The following is a 20,119-nucleotide window of genomic DNA, read 5'->3' as shown; positions in this document are numbered from 1 at the left end:
AATTACACGGTATCGGCCAGGTAGTTATTCCTGTTAAGTACTTTCAGGGCTTCGTTTTTATATAACCTTCCTATCGGTATAACAAATTCATTAAGCCGTACATGGTTGGTGGTGTAAGAAGTAACTTTTTCGAGTGAAATAATGTACGATCGGTGTACGCGCAGGAATTGCTTTGCGGGTAACTTATTCTCCATGTGTCCTATTTTCTGGTAAGACACTACTGGTTTTCCGGTTGTTTTTACACGAATGTAATCGCGCAAGCTCTCTATGTAAATAATATCGTGCAACAAAACCTTTATCATGGTGCGGCCATCTTTTAAATAAATATAAGCGCTGTTGTGGGCATATAAGGTTTCAGGTTGATCGGATACCTTTGCGGGAGCTTGGGAAAGCTGATACACCTTACTGATACTCCGTAAAAACCTGTCGAATGAAATGGGCTTCAATAAATAATCAACGGCATCCAAATCGTATGCTTCGTATGCAAAATCCCGGTAGGCGGTGGTAAATATTACCCTCGGTTTTTGTTTTAACGAACTGATCAGTTCAAGCCCTGTAATTTGAGGCATCTGGATATCCAGAAAAAGTAAGTCTACCGGTGTATGTTGAAGAAAAGAGAAGGCCTCAACGGCATTCGGAAAACTTTTTACCAGTAAAAGCCCTTCTACACGGTTAATATATTTTTCCAACAACACGCGGGCTAATGGCTCATCGTCAACAATCAGGCATTTCATAGGGTAGCTTGGGTTTGTTCTTCAGCAACGGTTATTGCTTGTGGTTCGCCTACGTTAATTGTTAGTATTACTGAATGCATTTGTTGTTCATTCACGATGTTTAGTGTATAACAGTTGGCATAAATTAAATCCAAACGGCTACGAACATTCTGTAACCCAATTCCCGATTTTGGTAAATAATTTTTTAATGAATCCGTTTTACTGTTTTCTACTTTAACCGTCAACCTCCCGCCTGCATAATGGATATCAAGGCGCAGCCACCCTCCACTAAGGCCTGAACTTAATCCGTGTTTGAACGCATTTTCAACAAAGGGTAGCAATAAAAGGGGTGCAATCTGTATGCCTGAAATATTGCCTTTAATGGTTAATGCTATATCTACCGTTGAGTCGTACCGGATTCGTTCCAACTCCGTATAATTTTGGATGTAGTGCAACTCCTGCTCAAGGCTTACCAGCTTGTGGTTTCCTTCATGAAGCATATAACTCGTTAACTCTGACAGGCGATGGATCACTTCGGGGGTACGCGTGGATTGATCCAACGCAAGCACGTACAGGTTATTGAGGGTGTTAAATAAAAAATGGGGGTTGATTTGAGACTTTAAAAACTTTAATTTGGCTTCCAGCATTTCATTTTCCAAAGCCTGACGTGAACGCTCAAATTCCTGTGCAGCTTGCTGGTTCCTGTACCAATGACGGATCAGGTGAAATGAAGTAATTATACCGACCAGGGAGTAGATGGAAAAAATCATGATCAGTATTTTAGGCAGGTAAAACAATGGAACGGCCGTGGCATCGGGATAGAACATTGGGTAGATGATATAGTAAGCCAGCATGCGCGACAATACCCCAAATCCCAGCATGGAAGTGAATAACAGAAGCAGGAAGGCGGTGTACTTCTTTTTAATGAGGAACCGATCAACCAATATGTACAAGGTGAAATATGCTGCGCTGATTTTTACAGGAAGATCAACCAGCGAGCTCATCAGCCGCTGGCCGTACTGGCCATCCACCAAGCCCCACACTAGGCCTTCATAGGCAACAACCCCAAGCCAAAACAGAACATGAAAAATAATCCTGAACTTTTCAAGCCTTAGGTCTAGTACGGTGCTATTGTCCTTCATCGTTTCCTTTTTTACGATGAAGATCATGAAAAGATACCTATTGATTCAACTTTCTTAGACAAACAACAAATTCACCCTACGAAAAGCATTTGCCTGCCGAAATATTCCTTTTTGAAATTTTCCTGCAGTATGTCCTTACAGGGGTAGCGTTAATCTAATACCACAGCATAGCAATTTATAAGTTTGCTTTTTTAAGGCACTAATTGAATAATGTTATGGTGCCATGTAGTGAAAGATCGGTTCGTTTAGGTGAAGTTATAGATTCATTTACCAACGGGTTGATAATCCTGTTGTTGGTGCTTGGTTATTACACAACCCCGGCACAACGAGTACATGGCGACTCCAACTTCAGCGAACTTCCCTTTCAAACTTTAAATGGGAAAATACCAATTGTAAAAGTACAGATTAACGGAAAGCCTGCCTGGATGATTGTTGATACGGGCGCATCCGTTACCATTGTCCATGCTGCAAAAGCATCTTACTTTGGGTTTGAGATCGCACGACATACCGTTGATAAAATGGACATGACCGGCCTTGGAGGCTCAACCGAACTGTTGGAGACCTATGGCTGTAACCTGAAGCTTGGCAATCTGATAATAAAGCAAAGGCCAAAGGCTCAGGACTTATACCGGTTGCTTTCTACTATAAAGGCTCATGATAAAATAACTATTGTTGGTATTCTTGGGGCTGATGTGTTGTCGCGCCATAAAATGAGCATCGATTACAGCAGTAATAAAATTTTATACCCTACTCCAAAAGGGAATCGTGAAGAAGAAATTAATTTGTGTCAGGTACAAGAGGTGTTTAATTGACGACATTCAGTCTTTCTGGTTTACAAAATCGTCAGTGCCTCGTCCTTTTTTTCGGCTTTATCGATTTCAGCCAGGTATGTTGAAAGGGTTGACCCAAGCCCATCAATGGTGGATAAATCCATGTCCCACAGGGCGATGTTGGAAAGAATACCATTAACTGTTTTTTCAAGTGTTGATTGGTTCCATGCTTTGGCAAAATGACCAAGGACTTCAGGCGTGTCTTTCACGGGCAGTTCTACTCCTTTCCAACTTCCTTTATAAAACCTGATGAGGGCTGCAAAAGAATATGCCAGCCTGTTTGGTATTTTGCCGGTCCGTTCAATGTATTGCAATAAGGATGGAAGCACACGTACTTTAAATTTTGACGCAGAGTTTAATGCTATAGAAGCGAGTTCATGCCGTATGAACGGGTTTCTAAACCGCTCCAATACACTGGCTGAAAAACCTTCGAGTTCTTTTTTTGGAAGGTCAAGTGTTGGTATAATCTCCTCGAATATTGTTCCCTTTATAAATTCCCCGGTAAAGTTGTTCTCTACGGCTTCTTGCACGGTACGAAGGCCATGAAGATAGGCAACGGGCACCATTGCAGTATGTGCCCCATTTAGTATCCTAACTTTTCTGGTTCTGTAGGGAGATTGGTCGGAGACAAATTTTACATCGAGTCCTGCTTTATCGGCTGGGAATTTTTCCTTCAAGGAAGCAGGCCCTTCAATAACCCAAAGGTGAAAGGGTTCGGCCATCACTACCAGTTTGTCTTCAAACCCAATTTGTTTCTGAATGGACTCAATGGTGTCTTTCGGGTAACCGGGTACAATCCGGTCGACTAATGTATTGCAGAAGGTAGCGTGATCAGTTAGCCATTGCTTAAATTCAGATGAAAGCTGCCAGTGTTGGGCATAGTGAAGGATAATTTTTCTTAACTCATCGCCATTTTTATCAATTAACTCACACGGTATTACTGTGGGCGCTTTATCGTTGCTGCCCTTAAAGAACTGAAAACGATGATGGAGGAGGGCTGTTAATTTTCCCGGAAAACTGGTTGGTAAATTTTCTATCGAATGGTCACTACTGTCGAAGGCAATACCAGCCTCGGTAGTGTTGGACACTATAAATTCAAGATCAGGATTTTCGGCCAGTTTAATAAACCGTTTATAATCATCGTATGGATTGATTACTTCGGTTACGCAAGTAATCAAACGTGTTTCGGTCAACACTTCTCCATTTTGTATTCCATTTAGCACAACATGGTATAATCCATTCTGATCGTTGATAAGCTTACCCAATCCGTTTGCAAGGGGTTGTATAATTTGAACCGATCCATTAAAGCAGGCCTTCTCATTCATCACATCTACCATCCAATCCACAAAGGCGCGCAAAAAATTGCCTTCACCAAACTGCAATACTTTTACAGGATATTTTTGTACAGTACCGGATGTTGCTCGGTTTAGTTTTTTCAGCATCGGAAAATTTTATGCATTAAAATTAAAATATGCTTTTGCGTTGAAGTAACAGATGTCAGCCACGATTTTACCTAACCATTTTTCGTCAGCCGGTAATTCACCTTGTTCAACATCTTTACCAATCAGGTTGCAGAGTATCCTCCTGAAATATTCATGGCGTGGGTAGGAGAGGAAGCTGCGCGAATCGGTGAGCATCCCTATAAAACAACTCAATAACCCCAGGTTTGATAAAGCATTGATTTGTTTTTCCATTCCATCTTTTTGATCAAGAAACCACCAGGCCGATCCGAATTGTATTTTTCCTTTACTGGAACCGTCATTGAAATTTCCGATCATAGTGCCCAATACTTCATTGTCGGATGGGTTGAGATTGTAAAGAATAGTTTTAGAAAGTTGATTGGTGGAGTCAAGTGCATTAAGAAACCCGGCCAGGGCCTGGCCTTGCGAAAAATCACCAATGGAATCAAAACCAGTATCCGGCCCAAGTGTGCCGAGCATACGGGTATTGGTATTGCGCAGTGCACCCAGGTGGAATTGTTGTGTCCAGCTTTTTTTGTGGTAAAGGCGGCAAAGTTCAAGTAATGTATGGTATTTAAAGTACTGAACTTCTGATATGGTCAGCGTTTCTTGTTTTTTTAACTTCAAAAAGATGGCATCAATTGATGAAGGTGGGGTATTGAAAAAATAAAGTTGCTCAAGGCCATGATCGGCAAGTTGGCAACCCTGGCTGGAAAAGAATTCAATTCTGTTTTTTAAAGCATCCAGTAAATCGGTATAGGTATTGATTTGAATACCCGTAACCTTACCAAGTTGTGAAAGATACTGTAAATAAGATGCAGCATGCTCAACGGCATAAGCCTTATCGGGCCGGAAGGTTGGCAGGATTAAGGTGACGAAGTTATCCTTTTTGATTTGCTGGTGGTATTCCAGTGAATCAATGGGATCATCAGTGGTGCAGACTACCTCTACATTCATTTTTTTTAACAATGAACGTGTAGCGTATGCTGAGGTATTCAACTTTTCTGTGGCTTCAATAAAAATCTTATCTGCTGAATCCGGATTTAAGAGTTCGGAAATTAAAAAATAACGTTGAAGCTCAAGGTGTGTCCAATGGAATAAAGGGTTTCGCACCGTGTATGGAACTGTAAAAGCCCATTGTCTGAATTTTTCACGATCAGGCGCATCTCCTGTAATATATTTCTCATGGATGCCCAGGGTACGCATAGCCCTCCATTTATAATGATCACCTGCCAACCATATTTGTGAAATGTTTTCAAATTGCCTGTTTTGGGCAATCTCTTTTGGCGGCAAGTGGCAGTGATAATCGATTATGGGTAGGTTTTTGGCGTAATCGTGATAAAGTGTTTTAGCAAAATCATTTTGCAGTAAGAAATCCTCTGTCAGGAAAGATGCTGTGGTTGTTGCTGGGCTCATAGGGCTTTTTGTGAGATTAACCTTTTTTCAATGATGATTTACGGATAATCAATTCCGGTTTCAATACTGTTTTCTTCGGTACAAATGGTTTCTTACCATGTCCGATTTGTTCAAAGAAGATTTCTGCTGCGGCATTGCCCATTTCTTTACTACGTTGATCAACCGTAGTGAGCTGCGGTTCAGAAAACCAGGTAAAGGGTTCGTTGCCAAAGCCAACCAGTGCGACATCTTCAGGGATCCGTAATTTTCTTTCCTTTAAAACCTGCATGGCGCCCATGGCGCTATAATCGCTGGCCGAAAATACGGCATCGGGTGGTGAAGGTAGCGATAAAAGTTTTTTCATGCTTTCTATGCCATCTTCCAGTTGCATGTTACTGCCGATCACCAGCGATTCATCGAAAGGTAATCCGTTATCCTGAAGGGCTTCGCGATATCCACGATACCGCTCACGGTAAATACTGATTTTTTTTATTCCGGTGAAGTGCGCAATCCGTTTGCAACCTTGTTTGATAAGATGAGTTACTGCTTTATAGGCACCTTGGTAATCATCGAGGATTACGTTGCTCACCTCCAGGTCCTCATTTGAACGGTCGAAGAGAATAAGTGGTATACCTTTATCTTTGATTTTTAAAAAATGGTCAAAGTTTTCAGTGCCTTTTGCAAAGGAAGCTACAATTCCATCAACCCGTGCATTGATCAGGGCTTCTACAGTAGCAACTTCTTTTTCGTAGTTGTCATACGATTGACAGATCATCACATTGTATTTCGATGCATTGGCAATCTCTTCGATTCCGCGTACAACCGATGAAAAGAAACTCCTGTCGGCCGTAGGCACAATGATGCCGATAATCTTACTGCGACCGTTGCGTAAGGCTGCTGCGATGTGATTGGGTTGATAGTTTAAAGTTTGTGCTGCCTTTAATACCGCTTTTTTAGTGGCCTCACTAATGCGTGGGTGATCTTTCAAGGCACGCGAAACCGTTGAAGCGGTTATGTCCAGTTTTTTGGCAATATCATGTATGGTGGCACGTTCTCGTTTCATAATTCATTGGCGGGTTTACCAATTGTTGCTAAGATACCTCCATCAACATAAATTATTTGACCGTTAACGAAGTTGCTGGCCGGTGAGGCGAGGAATATTGTTGTTCCTGCCAGGTCATCCGGGTTACCCCATCGCCCTGCAGGTGTTCTATTAATAATAAAGTTGTTAAATGGATGGCCTGCTTCGCGGATCGGGGCAGTTTGCTCCGTAGCAAAGTACCCCGGTCCAATTCCATTTACCTGAATGTTAAACCGGGCGAGTTCAGTAGCCATGTTTTTGGTGAGCATTTTCAATCCGCCTTTCGCAGCGGCATAAGCAGAAACAGTATTCCTTCCCAATTCACTCATCATCGAACAAATGTTAATGATCTTGCCGGCCATGCGCTGGGTCATAAATTTCCCCACGTGTTTTGAAACAATGAAGGGGCCAATAAGATCGACATCAATTACTTTACGGAAATCTTCCACCGGCATGTCGAGCATGGGCACACGTTTAATAATACCGGCATTGTTGATCAGTATATCAATCGGGCCAATCTCTTTTTCTATTTTCCGGATCGATTCTATAACAGTTGTTTCATTGGTTACATCAAATAAATAGCCATGGGCAGTGTAACCTTCTTGTCTGTAAACATTGATTGCATAATCAAGTTTTTCAGGTGTATGCCCATTAATGATAAGTGTGGTGCCTGCTGATCCAAGCGCACGGGCCATAGCCATGCCTAGTCCATGAGTTCCGCCTGTTATAAGCGCTCTTTTACCACTCAGATCAAACAATTCAGATGACTTCATTAACGTAAGTTAGCAGGTTGCACAATATCCATATCGCTATAATCAAGGTTTTCTCCAGCCATTCCCCATATAAATGAGTAGTTGCTTGTACCTGCCCCTGCGTGAATTGACCACGGTGGGGAGATAACAGCCTGTTGGTTTTGCACCCAAATATGCCGGGTTTCCAGTGGTTCACCCATAAAGTGGCAAACCGTCTGGCCAGTGGGAACATTAAAATAGAGGTATACCTCCATTCTTCTGTCGTGGGTATGGGCGGGCATCGTATTCCATACGCTGCCGGGTTTTAATTCGGTAAGGCCCATTTGTAATTGACAGGTTTCAATGACACCCGCAATCAAAAGCTTTCTAATAGTACGGTGATTGGAGTTTTCAGGCGATCCAAGTTCTACCGTTTCAGCCTGATCCAATGATACTTTTTTTGAGGGAAAGGCATGGTGGGCAGGAGCGGAGTTAAAATAAAAAAGTGGCTGACTTCCCGATGGGCCTTGTTTAAAGAGTACGTCCCTGGATCCTCTTCCAATGTACAATGCCTCTTTGTTGCCGATTTCAAAAGGTTGGCCATCAACTTCAATTACTCCTGTATCCCCAATATTTATAACGCCAAGCTCCCTTCGTTGAAGAAAGAAATCTGCTTTTAGGATTTCGGGTGGATTAAGTGAAAGGCCGTTTGAAGTAGGTTGAGCCCCGCCTACTATAAATCGGTCATACAAGGTATAAACCAGGTTTACTTGTCCGCTGGTAAAAACATTTTCGACCAGATAGTTTTTGCGCAACTCTTCAGCAGTGAAGAGTCTGCTTTGGGAAGCATGAATTGGATGACGTATTGCACAGAGGTTACTCATAAAGGTTTATTGTGTAATCGTTTGCGCAATATTATTGTATTTGACCCTATATGACCAACTCGTTTCCAGTACTTCTTTTGACAGAATGACAAAACTAATATGCATAGAAAATGCTTAAAATGATTAAATATTGAACTTTATATCAAAAAACTAAAATTTCATTTGGTAAATATACAAACACTTTTTAATATGCAATCGATTGCGCAAAAAATTGCTATATAACGTTTGAAAGACAACTAGGAAAAATGAAAAAGAGGAAGCAATTCAAGGTAACGACTAAATCTTAATTCCTTAATTTATATGAATAGAGCTCTACGATTGTTTATTCGAATGCCCATCGCAGTAACACTGGCTATTCTGATCAGTGTAACCGCCCTTTACGGTCAGACACGGTCTGTTTCCGGAGTGGTGAAGACCGATGGGGAGGTGCTTCCAGGAGTTACCGTTACCGAGAAAGGAACAAGTAACGGAACAGTTACTGATAGTGACGGTAAATTCGTGCTTTCCGTTTCCTCAGATGCCATCCTCGTGTTCACCTTTATTGGCATGAAACCAACTGAAGTTCCTGTAGGGACACAGACGGTTATCAATGTGAACATGGTTTCAGATATTTCCCAGCTTGAGGAAGTGGTTGTAATTGGTTATGGCACTGCAAAAAAGTCTGATCTCACGGGATCAGTAGTTTCAGTAATTGGTGATGATTTAAAGAAAATGCCGGTAGCAACGGTAACTGAAACTTTAACCGGGCGGTTGGCTGGTGTTCAGGTAACCTCCACCGAAGGATCGCCTGATGCCGATATAAGAATCCGCATCAGGGGCGGGGGGTCTCTCACCCAGGATGCCACACCTTTATTTATTGTCGATGGTTTTCCGGTAAACAGTATCAATGATATTTCACCATCCGATATTAAATCAATTGATGTTTTAAAAGATGCTTCGTCTACGGCCATTTTTGGTTCACGGGGTGCAAATGGTGTGGTAATTATTACAACAAAGGGCGGAACAGACGGCAAGGTGGCTGTTAGTTACAATAGTTTTTTTGGTGTTAAACGAATTGCCAATACACTGGATGTGTTAAATCCCGAAGACTTTGTTAACTGGCAATATGAGTATGCACTGTTAAGAAACGATATTCAATCTTATGAGCGATTTTTTGGATCGTGGCAAGATAGGGACTTGTACACAGGCTTACAGGGTAATGACTGGCAGCGACAGATTTATGGACGCACGGGTAGAGTGTTCAGCAACGATTTGAGTGTTCGTGGTGGTTCAGATAAATTCAATTATTCATTCAATTATGCCCGCTTTGATGACAGGGCAATTATGATAGGTTCAAATTTTACCCGTAACAACGTTACGTTATCGCTTAAAAATAAGGCAAGCAATAAAGTCAATTTAGGGTTTACAGTCCGCTACTCCGATACTGAAATTTTTGGTGGCGGGGTTAACGAACAACGTGAAGCTTCTGCATCAGCAGATGCCCGTTTGCGTCACAGCGTTGGTTATTCTCCTATTCCATTGCCTGGCTTAACCACGGATGATACAGATGAACAGGTTGCCGGTTACCTGGTTAACCCATTTGTGGCCACTGCCGATAACGACCGTGAGCAACAAAGGCGAAACTTTAACATGGTGGGGAGTTTTGATTGGAAGATAATTGACAACCTGCAATTTAGAACTGAGTTGGGTATGGATAACCTAACGTATTTTGATAATCGTTTTTATGGCCGGTCAACCTATTACTCAAATAATAACGTGCAGGCAGCCTACCAGGGATTTCCGGCAGTTGTTAACCGCAATCAACGAGACCTTAGGCTTCGTAATGCCAATACATTCAATTACGACTTCAAACACTTAGTAAGTAATTCAAATCACAAGCTTAATCTATTGGTTGGTCAGGAGTTGATATTTTTTGAAACATCTGAAATTGCAACAGCCATTCAGGGATTCCCGAAATTCTTTGACGCAAAGACAGCGTTCAAATTAAATTCGCAAGGTGTTCCGCAATCAGTTGCCAGCAACTATTTGCCGGATGATAAACTGCTATCCTTTTTCGGGCGGTTGAATTATGACCTGATGGGTAAGTATTTATTGTCGGCCACCTATCGAGCTGACGGATCCAGTAAATTCTTGGGCGACAACCGTTGGGGATATTTTCCATCCGTTGCGGCTGCCTGGAAAGTATCGGAAGAATCTTTCATGACAAATGCTGCCGGATGGCTAAACAGCCTGAAACTACGCGCCAGCTATGGTGAAGCGGGTAACAATAATATTCCTGTCGGACAAACCATTCAAACATTTGAATCAGGTGCCGGTGCCCCCCTGGCCTGGATAAACGGTGTGAATAGTTTTTGGGCGCCTTCAAAAATAATGGCAAACCCTAACCTGAAATGGGAAACAACCATTACCCGCAATGTTGGTTTGGATTTCGGCATCCTGAAAGGTCGTGTTAATGGAACGGTTGAAGCGTACCTTAATACAACAAATGATTTGCTGATCCGCTTCCCGGTGCCGGGTTCGGGGTATGATTTCCAATATCGAAACATGGGCAGTACAGAGAACAAGGGCCTGGAAACATCAGTAAACTATATCGCTATTGATAAAGCAAATTATGGTTTGAATTTCTCGTTCAACATCAGTTTCAATCGAAATAAAATCAAGTCGCTTGGTATGATGAATGACTTCCCTGAAAATACAGGGTGGGCGTCAACGGCAATTACTCAAGACTTTTTTGTTTATGTTGGTGGACCTATTGGAAAGATGTATGGCTACCGCAGTGGAGGTCGGTATGAGGTAGATGATTTCAACTACGATCCGGTTAGCGGAAACTATACCCTTAAAGAAGGTGTGGTCAATAGCTCGAACGTGGTGGGTACCCTGCGCCCCGGCATGATGAAGTTAAAAGACTTGAGTGGACCTAACGGTGAACCTGACGGCATTGTTAATCAAAACGATCTCACCATTATTGGCGATGCAAACCCAAAACACACCGGAGGTTTTATTATCAACGCTTATGCTTATGGTTTTGATTTAATGGCTGCCTTTAACTGGAGCTATGGTAATGATATATACAATGCAAATAAAATTGAATTCACTTCGGCAACAGTAACCCCTAACGGACAATACCGAAACCTGCTCACCACAATGGGTAGTGGAAGCCGTTGGACCAACCTTGACCCTGCTACTGGTGCGCTGGTAACCGATCCGGCTGCGCTGGCAGCACTTAATGCCAACACCACCATGTGGTCGCCTTACATGCAACGCTACGTGTTCAGCGACTGGGCAGTTGAAGATGGTTCATTTCTTCGATTGAATACCTTAACACTTGGTTACACCGTTCCAAGTTCGGTAATCACCAAATTGAAGTTGACCAACCTTCGTTTTTATGCCACCGGGTACAATGTTTTCCTGCTCACAAAGTATTCCGGCCTTGACCCTGAAGTTTCTACACGAAGAAGAACACCCCTCACGCCAGGAGTTGATTATTCTCCTTATCCGCGCAGCAGACAATTGGTATTTGGTTTAAGTCTTAATTTTTAAACTTCATGAAGAATTGGAATATGAAAAAGTCACTCTATATCATCGGAATATTATTGAGTTGCACCATTACTTCGTGCGATGACTTTCTTGAGGCACCAACAAAATCATCGTTGGATGAATCCATTATTTTCTCCACACCCGGGCTGGCAAAGGGTGCTGTGGATGGAATTAAAATACCATTTGCTGAAACCAATTCATACCGTGGAAGGTATTTGCCCTGGTATGGTATGAATACAGATATTGAGTGGTACAATACATCCCAAACCCCTGGCGACAACGCGGACCTGGCTGTTTACAACACTAAGCCCAACAATTCGCAAATGAATACCGACAACAATGCATGGGCGATGATGTACATGGGTATTGAGCGTGCTAATATCTGTATTCGGGGTTTGCGTACGTATGGTAATACCGGACCAGGCACAGAACTCGGCCACTTATTAGGTGAAGCGCTAACCCTACGGGCTGTTTACTATGCCGATTTGCTGAAAGCCTGGGGCGATGTGCCGGCCAGGTTTGAACCGATTAACAGTGAAACAATCTATTTACCTAAAACCAATCGTGATGTAATTTATAAGAGACTGATTGCTGATTTAGGTGAAGCTGCTGAATTGGTACCATGGCCCAATGAAACCCCCGGCACGACAAATGTCGAGCGGGTAAGTAAAGCTTTTGTAAAAGGATTACGTGCCCGACTTTGTTTAGCGGCAAGCGGCTACTCATTATATCCTGATGGTGTACCCGGGGTTATTCGAAGAAGTAATGATCCTGATTTATCGGTAGCCAATATGTACGCCATTGCACTTCAGGAATGCAAGGACATAATCGAAAGCGGTACTGTTCGGCTTGATCCATCCTTTGAGAATTTATGGCGCAAATACAACGAAGATGTAATTGCAGCAGGTAACGAATCACTTTGGGAAATTCCATTTTCTGATGGTCGCGGAAGGATGCTCTTTACTTTTGCGGTTCGTCACAACACCAATAATCAACACCATGCCAACGGTGCTAACCGTGGTGGTGTTGCCGGACCGCTTCCCCATATTTTTTATGATTTTGATGAGAAAGATCTCCGGAGAAATGTAACCTGTGTTCCTTACCGGTATGGAAATGCAGTAAACGGTTTTGCCCGGCAGGAACTGGTCAATCTTAATACCTGGTATTTTGGCAAGTATCGTTATGAATGGATGAAACGTTTTGTAACATCCACCAACGATGATGGCGTAAATAAAATGTACATGCGGTATGCTGAGGTTTTGCTTATGGCCGCTGAAGCAGCCAACGAATTGCAGGGACCGGCAGCCGCTGCTCCCTATCTTAAACAAATAAGAAGACGCGCTTTCAATGCTGCCGACTGGCCGACAAAAGTTGATGCATATGTTGATGCCTTTGCTACGAAAGAAGCTATGTTCAATGCCATTGTTGATGAGCATAAATATGAATTTTGTGGCGAGTTTGAACGGAAGCAGGCTCTTATCCGGTGGAATTTGCTGAAAACTAAACTTGATGAAGCCAAAGCAAAGATGTTTGCCTTGCAGGGGCGTACCGGTGCGTATGCCGATGTTCCATCAACACTGTACTACAAGCTGGCAAGCGATGATGAATCGTTGATTATTTATGGGCTCAACCGGGGCGAGAATCAGCCACAACCTGCTCCCGAATATTCATCCTTTGCATGGAATAACCTGAATGATACTAAGATCAACTCCTTATACCTGGAAGGAGTTAACCCCGACCATAGGCAATTCTGGCCGATTTGGCAGTACTTCCTTAACACCAGTAACGGACAACTTGTAAATGACTATGGTTATTAATCGAATGATTGTTATGAAAATGAGATATTTAATCACGTGTGTGTTGGTCGGATCATTGACCCTGGGCTTTATGGCCTGTGAAGATAAAATCGATCAACTTGTTACAGAGTTGGATGTTGACCGTGTGTTTTCACCCACAGGCTTAACGGCCCGTGTACGCAACCTTACCAGTATTGAACTTACGTGGAATGTGCGCGATGATGCAGACCATTACATTGTTGAATTCAGTGAAGATAACCTTCAATTCAACACGATCATCCGCACATTAACCGTTTTACCCGATGACCTGCCTGTGTTAGAGATATTTGAAGGTGAAACAGAATACTCCATCAGGGTTAAAGGTGTTAGCAACAAGCCGGGTGTGGCTGATTCCAAATGGATAACCACAACGGTGATGACTGCTGAGGAAAATATTTATTTACCCATTGAACCCGGTGACATTGCCGCTACCGAAGCTACCTTGCGGTGGACGTCCAATAGCCAGGTTACCAATTTTATTATCAATCCGGGCAATGTTCAACGCGACATTACACCTGCTGAAAAAGAAGCCGGTATAGCTACTATTACCGGGTTAACCGGTGAAACAAGCTACACCGTGCTTCTTAAAAATGGCACCAAAACACGGGGTACTAAAGCATTTGTAACCCTTATCGATTTGGGTGGTGCATTGGCCATCCATCCTGAAGATGACATCAGGGCAAAACTCGATGAGGCGGAACCAGGCACCTCATTTGTGATCTTTCCGGGGCAATATAACCTGGGTTCATATGCACTTACCAAGTCGGTTAAGTTAAGCGGCTATCTGCCATTTAATAAGCCCGTTATCTATGGTCAATTCACAAACAATACCATAGTAGCAACAGTAGAATTTAAAGACATTGTTTTCCGTGGCGATGGTGATGCTACAGTTTTAGGCCAGTTTTTTATTGCCCAGGCTGGTAGCGACATCACAACGCTTTCTATCCAAGATTGTGAAATTAGTCACTACCAGAATACTCTGATTGCCAGTACCAATACCAGCGCATCTGCTGGTAAGTTTGGTTCTATTATTATCAAAGGTTCTTACGTGCACGACATCCTTCCGGCAACCGGTGGCGATGGGTTGGATTTCAGGGGTGGTACTGTTGGTTCACTTAGTGTAGAGAACAGCACCTTCGCCAATGCATTCCGATCATTTCTGCGCATGCAGGTGGCAAGCAATACATCGTTTAAGAATTCTACATTCTACAAAATATGTATCGGTACAAACGACAGCAACAATACCGGTCTTTTTAGGGCAAATGTGGGTGGAACAATTGAGGTGAGAAATTGTCTTTTTGTAGAAACCGGTAGGGAGGATGCGGCAACGGCCGCGAATGGTGGGGTGTGGACAAGGAATGCAACCAGCATGGCTGCCACACCAACTTATGCCAACAATAACATACACAGTTGTTATAACATACTCGGGGGTTTGTACACAACACCTGCGCAAATAAGCGCAACCGAGTTAAATCCTGGTTTTGTAAATGCTGCTGCAGGTAACTTTACGGTTACCAATCAAACGTTGATCGATAACCAGGTGGGCGACCCACGTTGGCTTCAATAGATTTGTTAGGTTAAGTTTAATACAAGGGTAGCGATGCATGTTGCTACCCTGTATTTTTTAATTGGTGTAGTATGGCAAAGTTTTTTCGATACGCGATCATGTTGTTTACTATGCTTTGGTTCAGTGGTTGTAGCCCGGAGGCTGACCCTGAACCAGGAATTGATATGCCTCAGCCGGTTGATGAAGAAGCTTTTGCATTTCCGGGGGCTGAAGGTTTTGGTAATAAAACAACGGGTGGCCGTGGCGGACAGGTAATTAAAGTTACGAACCTCAATGATTCGGGCCCGGGAAGTTTGCGTGCAGCCATCAATTCAACCGGGGCACGATTTATAATTTTTGAAGTATCCGGCACGATTGAATTGTTGAGCAATCTTACCATAACACAACCCAACGTTACAATTGCCGGCCAAACCGCTCCGGGCGAAGGGATCACCATAAAAAATTATCCGGTATTTGTCGGTGCCGATAATGTGATCATTCGGTTTTTGCGTTTCCGAATGGGTAATGAAAAACAGGTTGAAGGTGATGCCATTTGGGGACGATACAGAAAAAATGTTGTCATCGATCATTGCTCCATGAGTTGGTGTACCGATGAAGCTGCCTCTTTTTATGCTAATCAGGATTTTACCATGCAATGGTGCATCATTTCGGAAAGCCTCAACAAGTCATTGCACGATAAGGGTGAGCATGGCTATGGTGGTATCTGGGGAGGTGATCGTGCCAGTTTTCATCATAATCTGATGGCGCACCATAAAAGTCGCACCCCACGATTTAACGGTTTTCGTTCGGGCACATACAGCGCCAGCAATCCCTATCCAAACGAACATGTAGATTACCGAAACAATGTTGTATACAATTGGGTAGGTGAGGGCACTTATGGAGGTGAAAACGGAAACTACAACATGGTGAACAACTACTATAAACCTGGGCCAGCTACTACCTCTAATCAGTCTCGTATTTTGGTTGCTTATAAAGAAGTGTTTCAAGACCGCCCCGGAGATGGTAAGTTTTATGTAGATGGAAATTATGTTCACGGTAGTGCTGTTGCTACCGCTAATAACTGGAGTGGCGTAACGTATAAAAATGGCGCTACAGAAAGTGCCTCTAAGCTGAATGCACCGATAACGTTCATCATGACTTCTCAACATTCAGCAGTACAAGCCTATGATAAGGTATTAGCCCATGCTGGCGCCAGCCTTAAGCGCGATGCTGTCGACTCGCGTGTGATAGAAGAAGTGAGCACGGGCACAGCAACTTACAATGGTTCCGAAACCGGTCTTCCGGGTATCATCGACAGCCAGGAAGATGTGGGTGGATGGCCTGTGCTGAACAGTTTGCCTGCTCCGCTGGATACCGATGGTGATGGAATGCCTGATGCTTGGGAAATCGAGATGAAACTTGATCCGAATACGCCCAATGCCAATGGCCGCAACCTGAGTACAGCATATGATAATATTGAAGTGTATATCAATAGCCTGGTTAAAAGTATCGTTGAAGGTCAAAATCAATAAGGCATGAAGAGTTCATTGCTGTATGTGTTGGTCTTCTTTTTCATCGTACCGTTCTCTGGTATGCAGAACAAGATAACCGTATACCTTATTGGTGACTCTACGATGGCATCAAAAGCCAGTACAGCTTATCCTGAAACTGGATGGGGGATGCCCTTTGCTCATTTTTTTGATTCAACAGTAGTAGTTGAGAACCATGCCATGAATGGAAGAAGCACGCGTACCTTTATTAGTGAAGGGCGTTGGAGTACCGTTTCAGCAAAGTTGAAAACCGGTGATTATGTATTCATTCAGTTTGGTCATAACGATGAATCGAAGGAAAAGACTGATCGCTATACAGCTCCGGAAGACTACAAGAAAAACCTTTCTCGATTTATAACTGAGTCTCGTGCAAAAGGAGCTGTTCCGGTTTTACTGACACCGGTTGCCCGAAGAAGATTTGATGAGCAAGGAAAGATTATGGAGAGTCATCCGGAGTATTCGCCTTTGGTGCATACGGTGGCCAAGCAGATGAACGCACCGCTGATTGATCTGGATAAAAGCAGTCAGGCTTTGTATCAGGAATTTGGCATGGAGAATTCAAAACTGTTGTTTCTTCAACTGAAGCCAGGTGAGCATCCAAACTATCCGGAAGGTAAAGATGACAATACGCATTTTAATGAGCTGGGTGCGCGGCTCATTGCTCAGCTTGTGCTTGAAGAAATACGAAACCTGAAGCTTGAACTTGCTAACCGTATTATTAAAAAGAAGTAAAATGATGAATAAAAAATTATTTGTACTGGCATCGCTGATTTTTGTGCTTAACTCATGTTCTAACAAGTCAGCACCAGTGGCTGTTGATCCCTGGCAGGAAGCAGAAACTATTCTTGCGCGCATTGTTCCGCCAACTTTTCCGGATAAGGATTTCTTGGTTACGGATTACGGAGCAGTGGGCGACAGCATTACCGATTGTACTGATGCGTTTGCGAAGGCGATACTGGCATGCCATGAAGCCGGTGGAGGCAGGGTAGTGGTTCCGGAAGGAAAATTTTTCAGTGGTGCTATTCACCTGAAAAGCAATGTGAACCTTCATGTTTCGAAAGGGGCTAAGATTTTATTCAGCCGTGATCCGAACAAATACCTGCCCCAGGTATACACACGTTTTGAAGCTGTTGAGCTCATGAACTATTCGCCATTGATTTATGCATACGAACAAGAAAATATTGCCATTACCGGTGAAGGTGAATTAAACGGCCAGGCCGATGATGATCACTGGTGGTATTGGAAAGGCAAGTGGGGACATGCCGGTGTAAACCGTGAAGCCCGGGAACATCAGCAAAAGCCAGCCAACGAACGCTTGAAAAAAATGGCGGAAGAAGGTGTTCCGGTAAGTGAACGTATTTTTGGTGAAGGCGATTACCTGCGCCCCAGTTTTGTGCAGCCGTACAAATGTAAAAATATATTGATTGAAGGAGTAACGATTAAAGATTCACCCATGTGGGTTCTTCACCCGGTGTTAAGTGAAAATGTTACGATAAGGAATGTTACAGTAATCAGTCATGGCCCCAACAGTGATGGATGTGATCCTGAATCCAGCAAGGACGTTTTAATTGAGGGTTGTGTGTTTGATACCGGTGATGATTGCATTGCCATAAAATCTGGTCGCGACCATGATGGCAGAAGAGTGAATGTGCCCAGCGAAAATATTATCGTGCGCAAGTGTGTTATGAAGGATGGTCACGGTGGTGTGGTGATTGGCAGTGAAATATCCGGCAATGTCAGGAATGTATTTGCCGAAGACTGTGAAATGAACAGTCCCTACCTGGATCGCGCCTTGCGCCTAAAGTCAAATTCGCGAAGAGGCGGTGTTATAGAAAATGTATTTATGCGCAACGTTACCATTGGCGATGTAGATGAAGCCGTGGTGCATGTCTACATGTTTTATGCCAACGAAACAGGTGATAATCATCCGGTAGTCCGGAATATACAGGTGAAAAACGTCACGAGTAAAAAATCTCAGTATGGCATTTACATTGAAGCTGAAGAAGATTATCCGGTAGAAGATATCCTCATTGAGGATTGCTCATTTGACAACGTTCAGAAAGGAAATGTACTAAAAGGCTATAAGGGCCTTACGCTTAACAATGTTAAGGTAAATGGGGAAGAACTTAAATCGAATCAGTAGTTTAGCTAACTCAATTCTTAAGAAGATGAAAACCAGTTTAATTATCAGTTTGCTGCTGTTGGGCATGGCTTGTGAAGTAACTTCGCAGAAAAAAGAATTCAGCGAATCATTTACGGTTAAGGTTTCCAATCCTGCGGCATTTGACCGCGCTGATGTTTTAGCCTTAGTTCCTGAAAATCAGCTACCAAAAAGTTTCAATGAAAAAGCCTTTGCTGTATTTGCTGATAAGACCGAAATACCCAGCCAGTATAATACAAAGGATAAACTAAATAGTGGTATTGCGGTTGTGTTGGATAAACTGAATGCAAACCAATCGATTGTATTAACCGTGCGGTATTCCAAAACTGGTGAAGTAAATCGTGTCTATCCAAAGCGCACACAGGCAGAACTTTCTCCAAAATTTGGTGGCGAGTGGAAAAATCGCGAATACATAGGAGGTGATTTTAAAAATGTAACACATTTGCGTGTGCCACCGCAGCATAAAGACCATTCGTGGTATATCCGTTATGAAGGCCCGGGTTGGGAATCGGATAAAGTAGGGTACCGGTTTTATCTTGATCAGCGAAATGCTGTTGATGTATTTGGTAAAACTGTGAAAGAACCTGCCTTACACAAAGCAGGTTTAGATGGTTTTGATTCATACCACAGCATGCAGGAGTGGGGCATGGATGTTTTGAAGGTTGCCAAGTCGTTAGGGGTTGGGTCCATTGGTTATTTTGATGGTAAAGCAGCGCACCGGGTTGAAATTACCGATAGCGTGGAGTGCAGCATAACCGAAAACGGAGTTGTTTACTCTTCGATCCTTACCAATTACTACGGTTGGAAAGCCGGAGCAAATAAAACTAATTTGTCATCCCAACTTTCCATTCATGCCGGTAGTCGGTTAACAGAGACTTCACTTTCGATGAGTGATGCCTGGGACAATATCTCTTCAGGATTAATCAAGGATCCGAAAGGAAAATTGTTTACTCACAAAGGCAGCACTGATCAATATGGATACCTCGCCACCTACGGTAAACAAAGCCTTAACGATGATAACCTGGGGATAGCCGTTTTATTCAACGCATCAGACTTTATCGGATTCACAGAAGACGATTTCAGCCACATTGTAAAAATGAAACCTTCCAATGGAAAATTAACCTACTACTTTGCTGCTGCCTGGGAAGGAGAACCCGATGGAATTAAAACGGAAGAAGCATTTCTAAAATACCTGGAACAAGAAGCGAAAAAATTGGCAAGTCCTGTACGTGTTGAAGTAGTTAAGAAATAAGT

General features: G+C 43.0%; 15 protein-coding genes. 8 read left to right on the top strand and 7 right to left on the bottom strand.

Annotated features, from left to right (window positions below):
* Positions 1 to 2 precede the first annotated feature (2 nt).
* Complete coding sequence (locus KIT51_13045) at positions 3 to 734, bottom strand: response regulator transcription factor (protein UYN85789.1); 732 nt, start codon at positions 732 to 734, stop codon at positions 3 to 5.
* Complete coding sequence (locus tag KIT51_13040; protein UYN85788.1) at positions 731 to 1,855, bottom strand: histidine kinase; 1,125 nt, start codon at positions 1,853 to 1,855, stop codon at positions 731 to 733. Before KIT51_13040 ends, KIT51_13045 begins: the two co-directional genes overlap by 4 nt.
* A gap of 215 nt (positions 1,856 to 2,070) precedes the next feature.
* Here KIT51_13040 and KIT51_13035 point away from each other — a divergent pair, with 215 nt between their 5' ends.
* Positions 2,071 to 2,667 carry a retropepsin-like domain-containing protein gene (locus KIT51_13035; protein UYN85787.1) on the top strand — a complete coding sequence of 199 codons (597 nt, stop codon included), beginning with the start codon at positions 2,071 to 2,073 and terminating at the stop codon, positions 2,665 to 2,667.
* Between the two features lie 20 nt (positions 2,668 to 2,687).
* On the opposite strand, the gene KIT51_13030 is transcribed toward KIT51_13035, so the two are convergent.
* Genes KIT51_13030 through kduI form a run of 5 tightly spaced genes read right to left on the bottom strand, consistent with a single transcriptional unit; the run spans position 2,688 to position 8,236 of the window.
* Complete coding sequence (locus tag KIT51_13030; GenBank protein UYN88590.1) at positions 2,688 to 4,124, bottom strand: tagaturonate reductase; 1,437 nt, start codon at positions 4,122 to 4,124, stop codon at positions 2,688 to 2,690.
* A 12-nt stretch (positions 4,125 to 4,136) separates the two neighbouring features.
* Positions 4,137 to 5,561 carry a glucuronate isomerase gene (gene uxaC, locus KIT51_13025; GenBank protein UYN85786.1) on the bottom strand — a complete coding sequence of 475 codons (1,425 nt, stop codon included), beginning with the start codon at positions 5,559 to 5,561 and terminating at the stop codon, positions 4,137 to 4,139.
* 16 nt (positions 5,562 to 5,577) lie between these two features.
* On the bottom strand, positions 5,578 to 6,603 hold the full coding sequence (locus KIT51_13020; GenBank protein ID UYN85785.1) for a LacI family DNA-binding transcriptional regulator: 1,026 nt from the start codon (positions 6,601 to 6,603) through the stop codon (positions 5,578 to 5,580).
* Positions 6,600 to 7,394, bottom strand: a complete 795-nt coding sequence (locus KIT51_13015) for a gluconate 5-dehydrogenase (GenBank protein UYN85784.1) — start codon at positions 7,392 to 7,394, stop codon at positions 6,600 to 6,602. The genes KIT51_13020 and KIT51_13015 overlap by 4 nt, the downstream gene beginning before the upstream one ends.
* A complete protein-coding gene (gene kduI, locus KIT51_13010; GenBank protein UYN85783.1) occupies positions 7,394 to 8,236 on the bottom strand; it encodes a 5-dehydro-4-deoxy-D-glucuronate isomerase in 843 nt (280 codons plus the stop codon). The genes KIT51_13015 and kduI overlap by 1 nt, the downstream gene beginning before the upstream one ends.
* 300 nt (positions 8,237 to 8,536) lie before the next feature.
* Between kduI and KIT51_13005 the strand changes: the two genes are divergently transcribed.
* The 7 genes from KIT51_13005 to KIT51_12975 all read left to right on the top strand — a co-directional run bounded on the left by KIT51_13005 (position 8,537) and on the right by KIT51_12975 (position 20,117).
* Positions 8,537 to 11,776, top strand: coding sequence for a TonB-dependent receptor (locus KIT51_13005; GenBank protein UYN85782.1), 3,240 nt, complete (start codon positions 8,537 to 8,539; stop codon positions 11,774 to 11,776).
* Positions 11,777 to 11,796: 20 nt separating this feature from the next.
* The gene (locus tag KIT51_13000; protein UYN88589.1) at positions 11,797 to 13,590 is read left to right on the top strand and encodes a RagB/SusD family nutrient uptake outer membrane protein; all 1,794 of its coding nucleotides are present in this window, start codon (positions 11,797 to 11,799) and stop codon (positions 13,588 to 13,590) included.
* Positions 13,591 to 13,603: 13 nt separating this feature from the next.
* Positions 13,604 to 15,175 (top strand): DUF5123 domain-containing protein, encoded by a 1,572-nt coding sequence (locus KIT51_12995; protein ID UYN85781.1) that lies wholly within the window; start codon positions 13,604 to 13,606, stop codon positions 15,173 to 15,175.
* A 71-nt stretch (positions 15,176 to 15,246) separates the two neighbouring features.
* The gene (locus tag KIT51_12990; protein ID UYN85780.1) at positions 15,247 to 16,686 is read left to right on the top strand and encodes a pectate lyase; all 1,440 of its coding nucleotides are present in this window, start codon (positions 15,247 to 15,249) and stop codon (positions 16,684 to 16,686) included.
* A 3-nt stretch (positions 16,687 to 16,689) separates the two neighbouring features.
* Positions 16,690 to 17,436 carry a rhamnogalacturonan acetylesterase gene (locus KIT51_12985; GenBank protein ID UYN85779.1) on the top strand — a complete coding sequence of 249 codons (747 nt, stop codon included), beginning with the start codon at positions 16,690 to 16,692 and terminating at the stop codon, positions 17,434 to 17,436.
* 1 nt (position 17,437) lies between these two features.
* Positions 17,438 to 18,847, top strand: coding sequence for a glycoside hydrolase family 28 protein (locus tag KIT51_12980; GenBank protein ID UYN85778.1), 1,410 nt, complete (start codon positions 17,438 to 17,440; stop codon positions 18,845 to 18,847).
* 25 nt (positions 18,848 to 18,872) lie between these two features.
* The gene (locus KIT51_12975; GenBank protein UYN85777.1) at positions 18,873 to 20,117 is read left to right on the top strand and encodes a DUF4861 domain-containing protein; all 1,245 of its coding nucleotides are present in this window, start codon (positions 18,873 to 18,875) and stop codon (positions 20,115 to 20,117) included.
* Positions 20,118 to 20,119 lie beyond the last annotated feature (2 nt).

This window comes from Cyclobacteriaceae bacterium (assembly GCA_025808415.1).
Taxonomy (GTDB): domain Bacteria; phylum Bacteroidota; class Bacteroidia; order Cytophagales; family Cyclobacteriaceae; genus UBA2336.
This window is presented reverse-complemented; position numbering and strand designations above follow the sequence as displayed.

Excerpts from the sequence above, each read along its gene's own strand:
- uxaC (UYN85786.1), bottom strand. The coding sequence starts at position 5,561 with ATGAGCCCAGCAACAACCACAGCATCTTTCCTGACAGAGGATTTCTTA.
- kduI (UYN85783.1), bottom strand. The coding sequence starts at position 8,236 with ATGAGTAACCTCTGTGCAATACGTCATCCAATTCATGCTTCCCAAAGC.
- KIT51_12990 (UYN85780.1), top strand. The coding sequence starts at position 15,247 with ATGGCAAAGTTTTTTCGATACGCGATCATGTTGTTTACTATGCTTTGG.
- KIT51_13000 (UYN88589.1), top strand. The coding sequence starts at position 11,797 with ATGAAAAAGTCACTCTATATCATCGGAATATTATTGAGTTGCACCATT.
- KIT51_13040 (UYN85788.1), bottom strand. The coding sequence starts at position 1,855 with ATGAAGGACAATAGCACCGTACTAGACCTAAGGCTTGAAAAGTTCAGG.
- KIT51_13005 (UYN85782.1), top strand. The coding sequence starts at position 8,537 with ATGAATAGAGCTCTACGATTGTTTATTCGAATGCCCATCGCAGTAACA.
- KIT51_12985 (UYN85779.1), top strand. The coding sequence starts at position 16,690 with ATGAAGAGTTCATTGCTGTATGTGTTGGTCTTCTTTTTCATCGTACCG.
- KIT51_13035 (UYN85787.1), top strand. The coding sequence starts at position 2,071 with ATGGTGCCATGTAGTGAAAGATCGGTTCGTTTAGGTGAAGTTATAGAT.
- KIT51_12975 (UYN85777.1), top strand. The coding sequence starts at position 18,873 with ATGAAAACCAGTTTAATTATCAGTTTGCTGCTGTTGGGCATGGCTTGT.
- KIT51_13015 (UYN85784.1), bottom strand. The coding sequence starts at position 7,394 with ATGAAGTCATCTGAATTGTTTGATCTGAGTGGTAAAAGAGCGCTTATA.
- KIT51_12980 (UYN85778.1), top strand. The coding sequence starts at position 17,438 with ATGATGAATAAAAAATTATTTGTACTGGCATCGCTGATTTTTGTGCTT.
- KIT51_13045 (UYN85789.1), bottom strand. The coding sequence starts at position 734 with ATGAAATGCCTGATTGTTGACGATGAGCCATTAGCCCGCGTGTTGTTG.
- KIT51_13020 (UYN85785.1), bottom strand. The coding sequence starts at position 6,603 with ATGAAACGAGAACGTGCCACCATACATGATATTGCCAAAAAACTGGAC.
- KIT51_12995 (UYN85781.1), top strand. The coding sequence starts at position 13,604 with ATGAAAATGAGATATTTAATCACGTGTGTGTTGGTCGGATCATTGACC.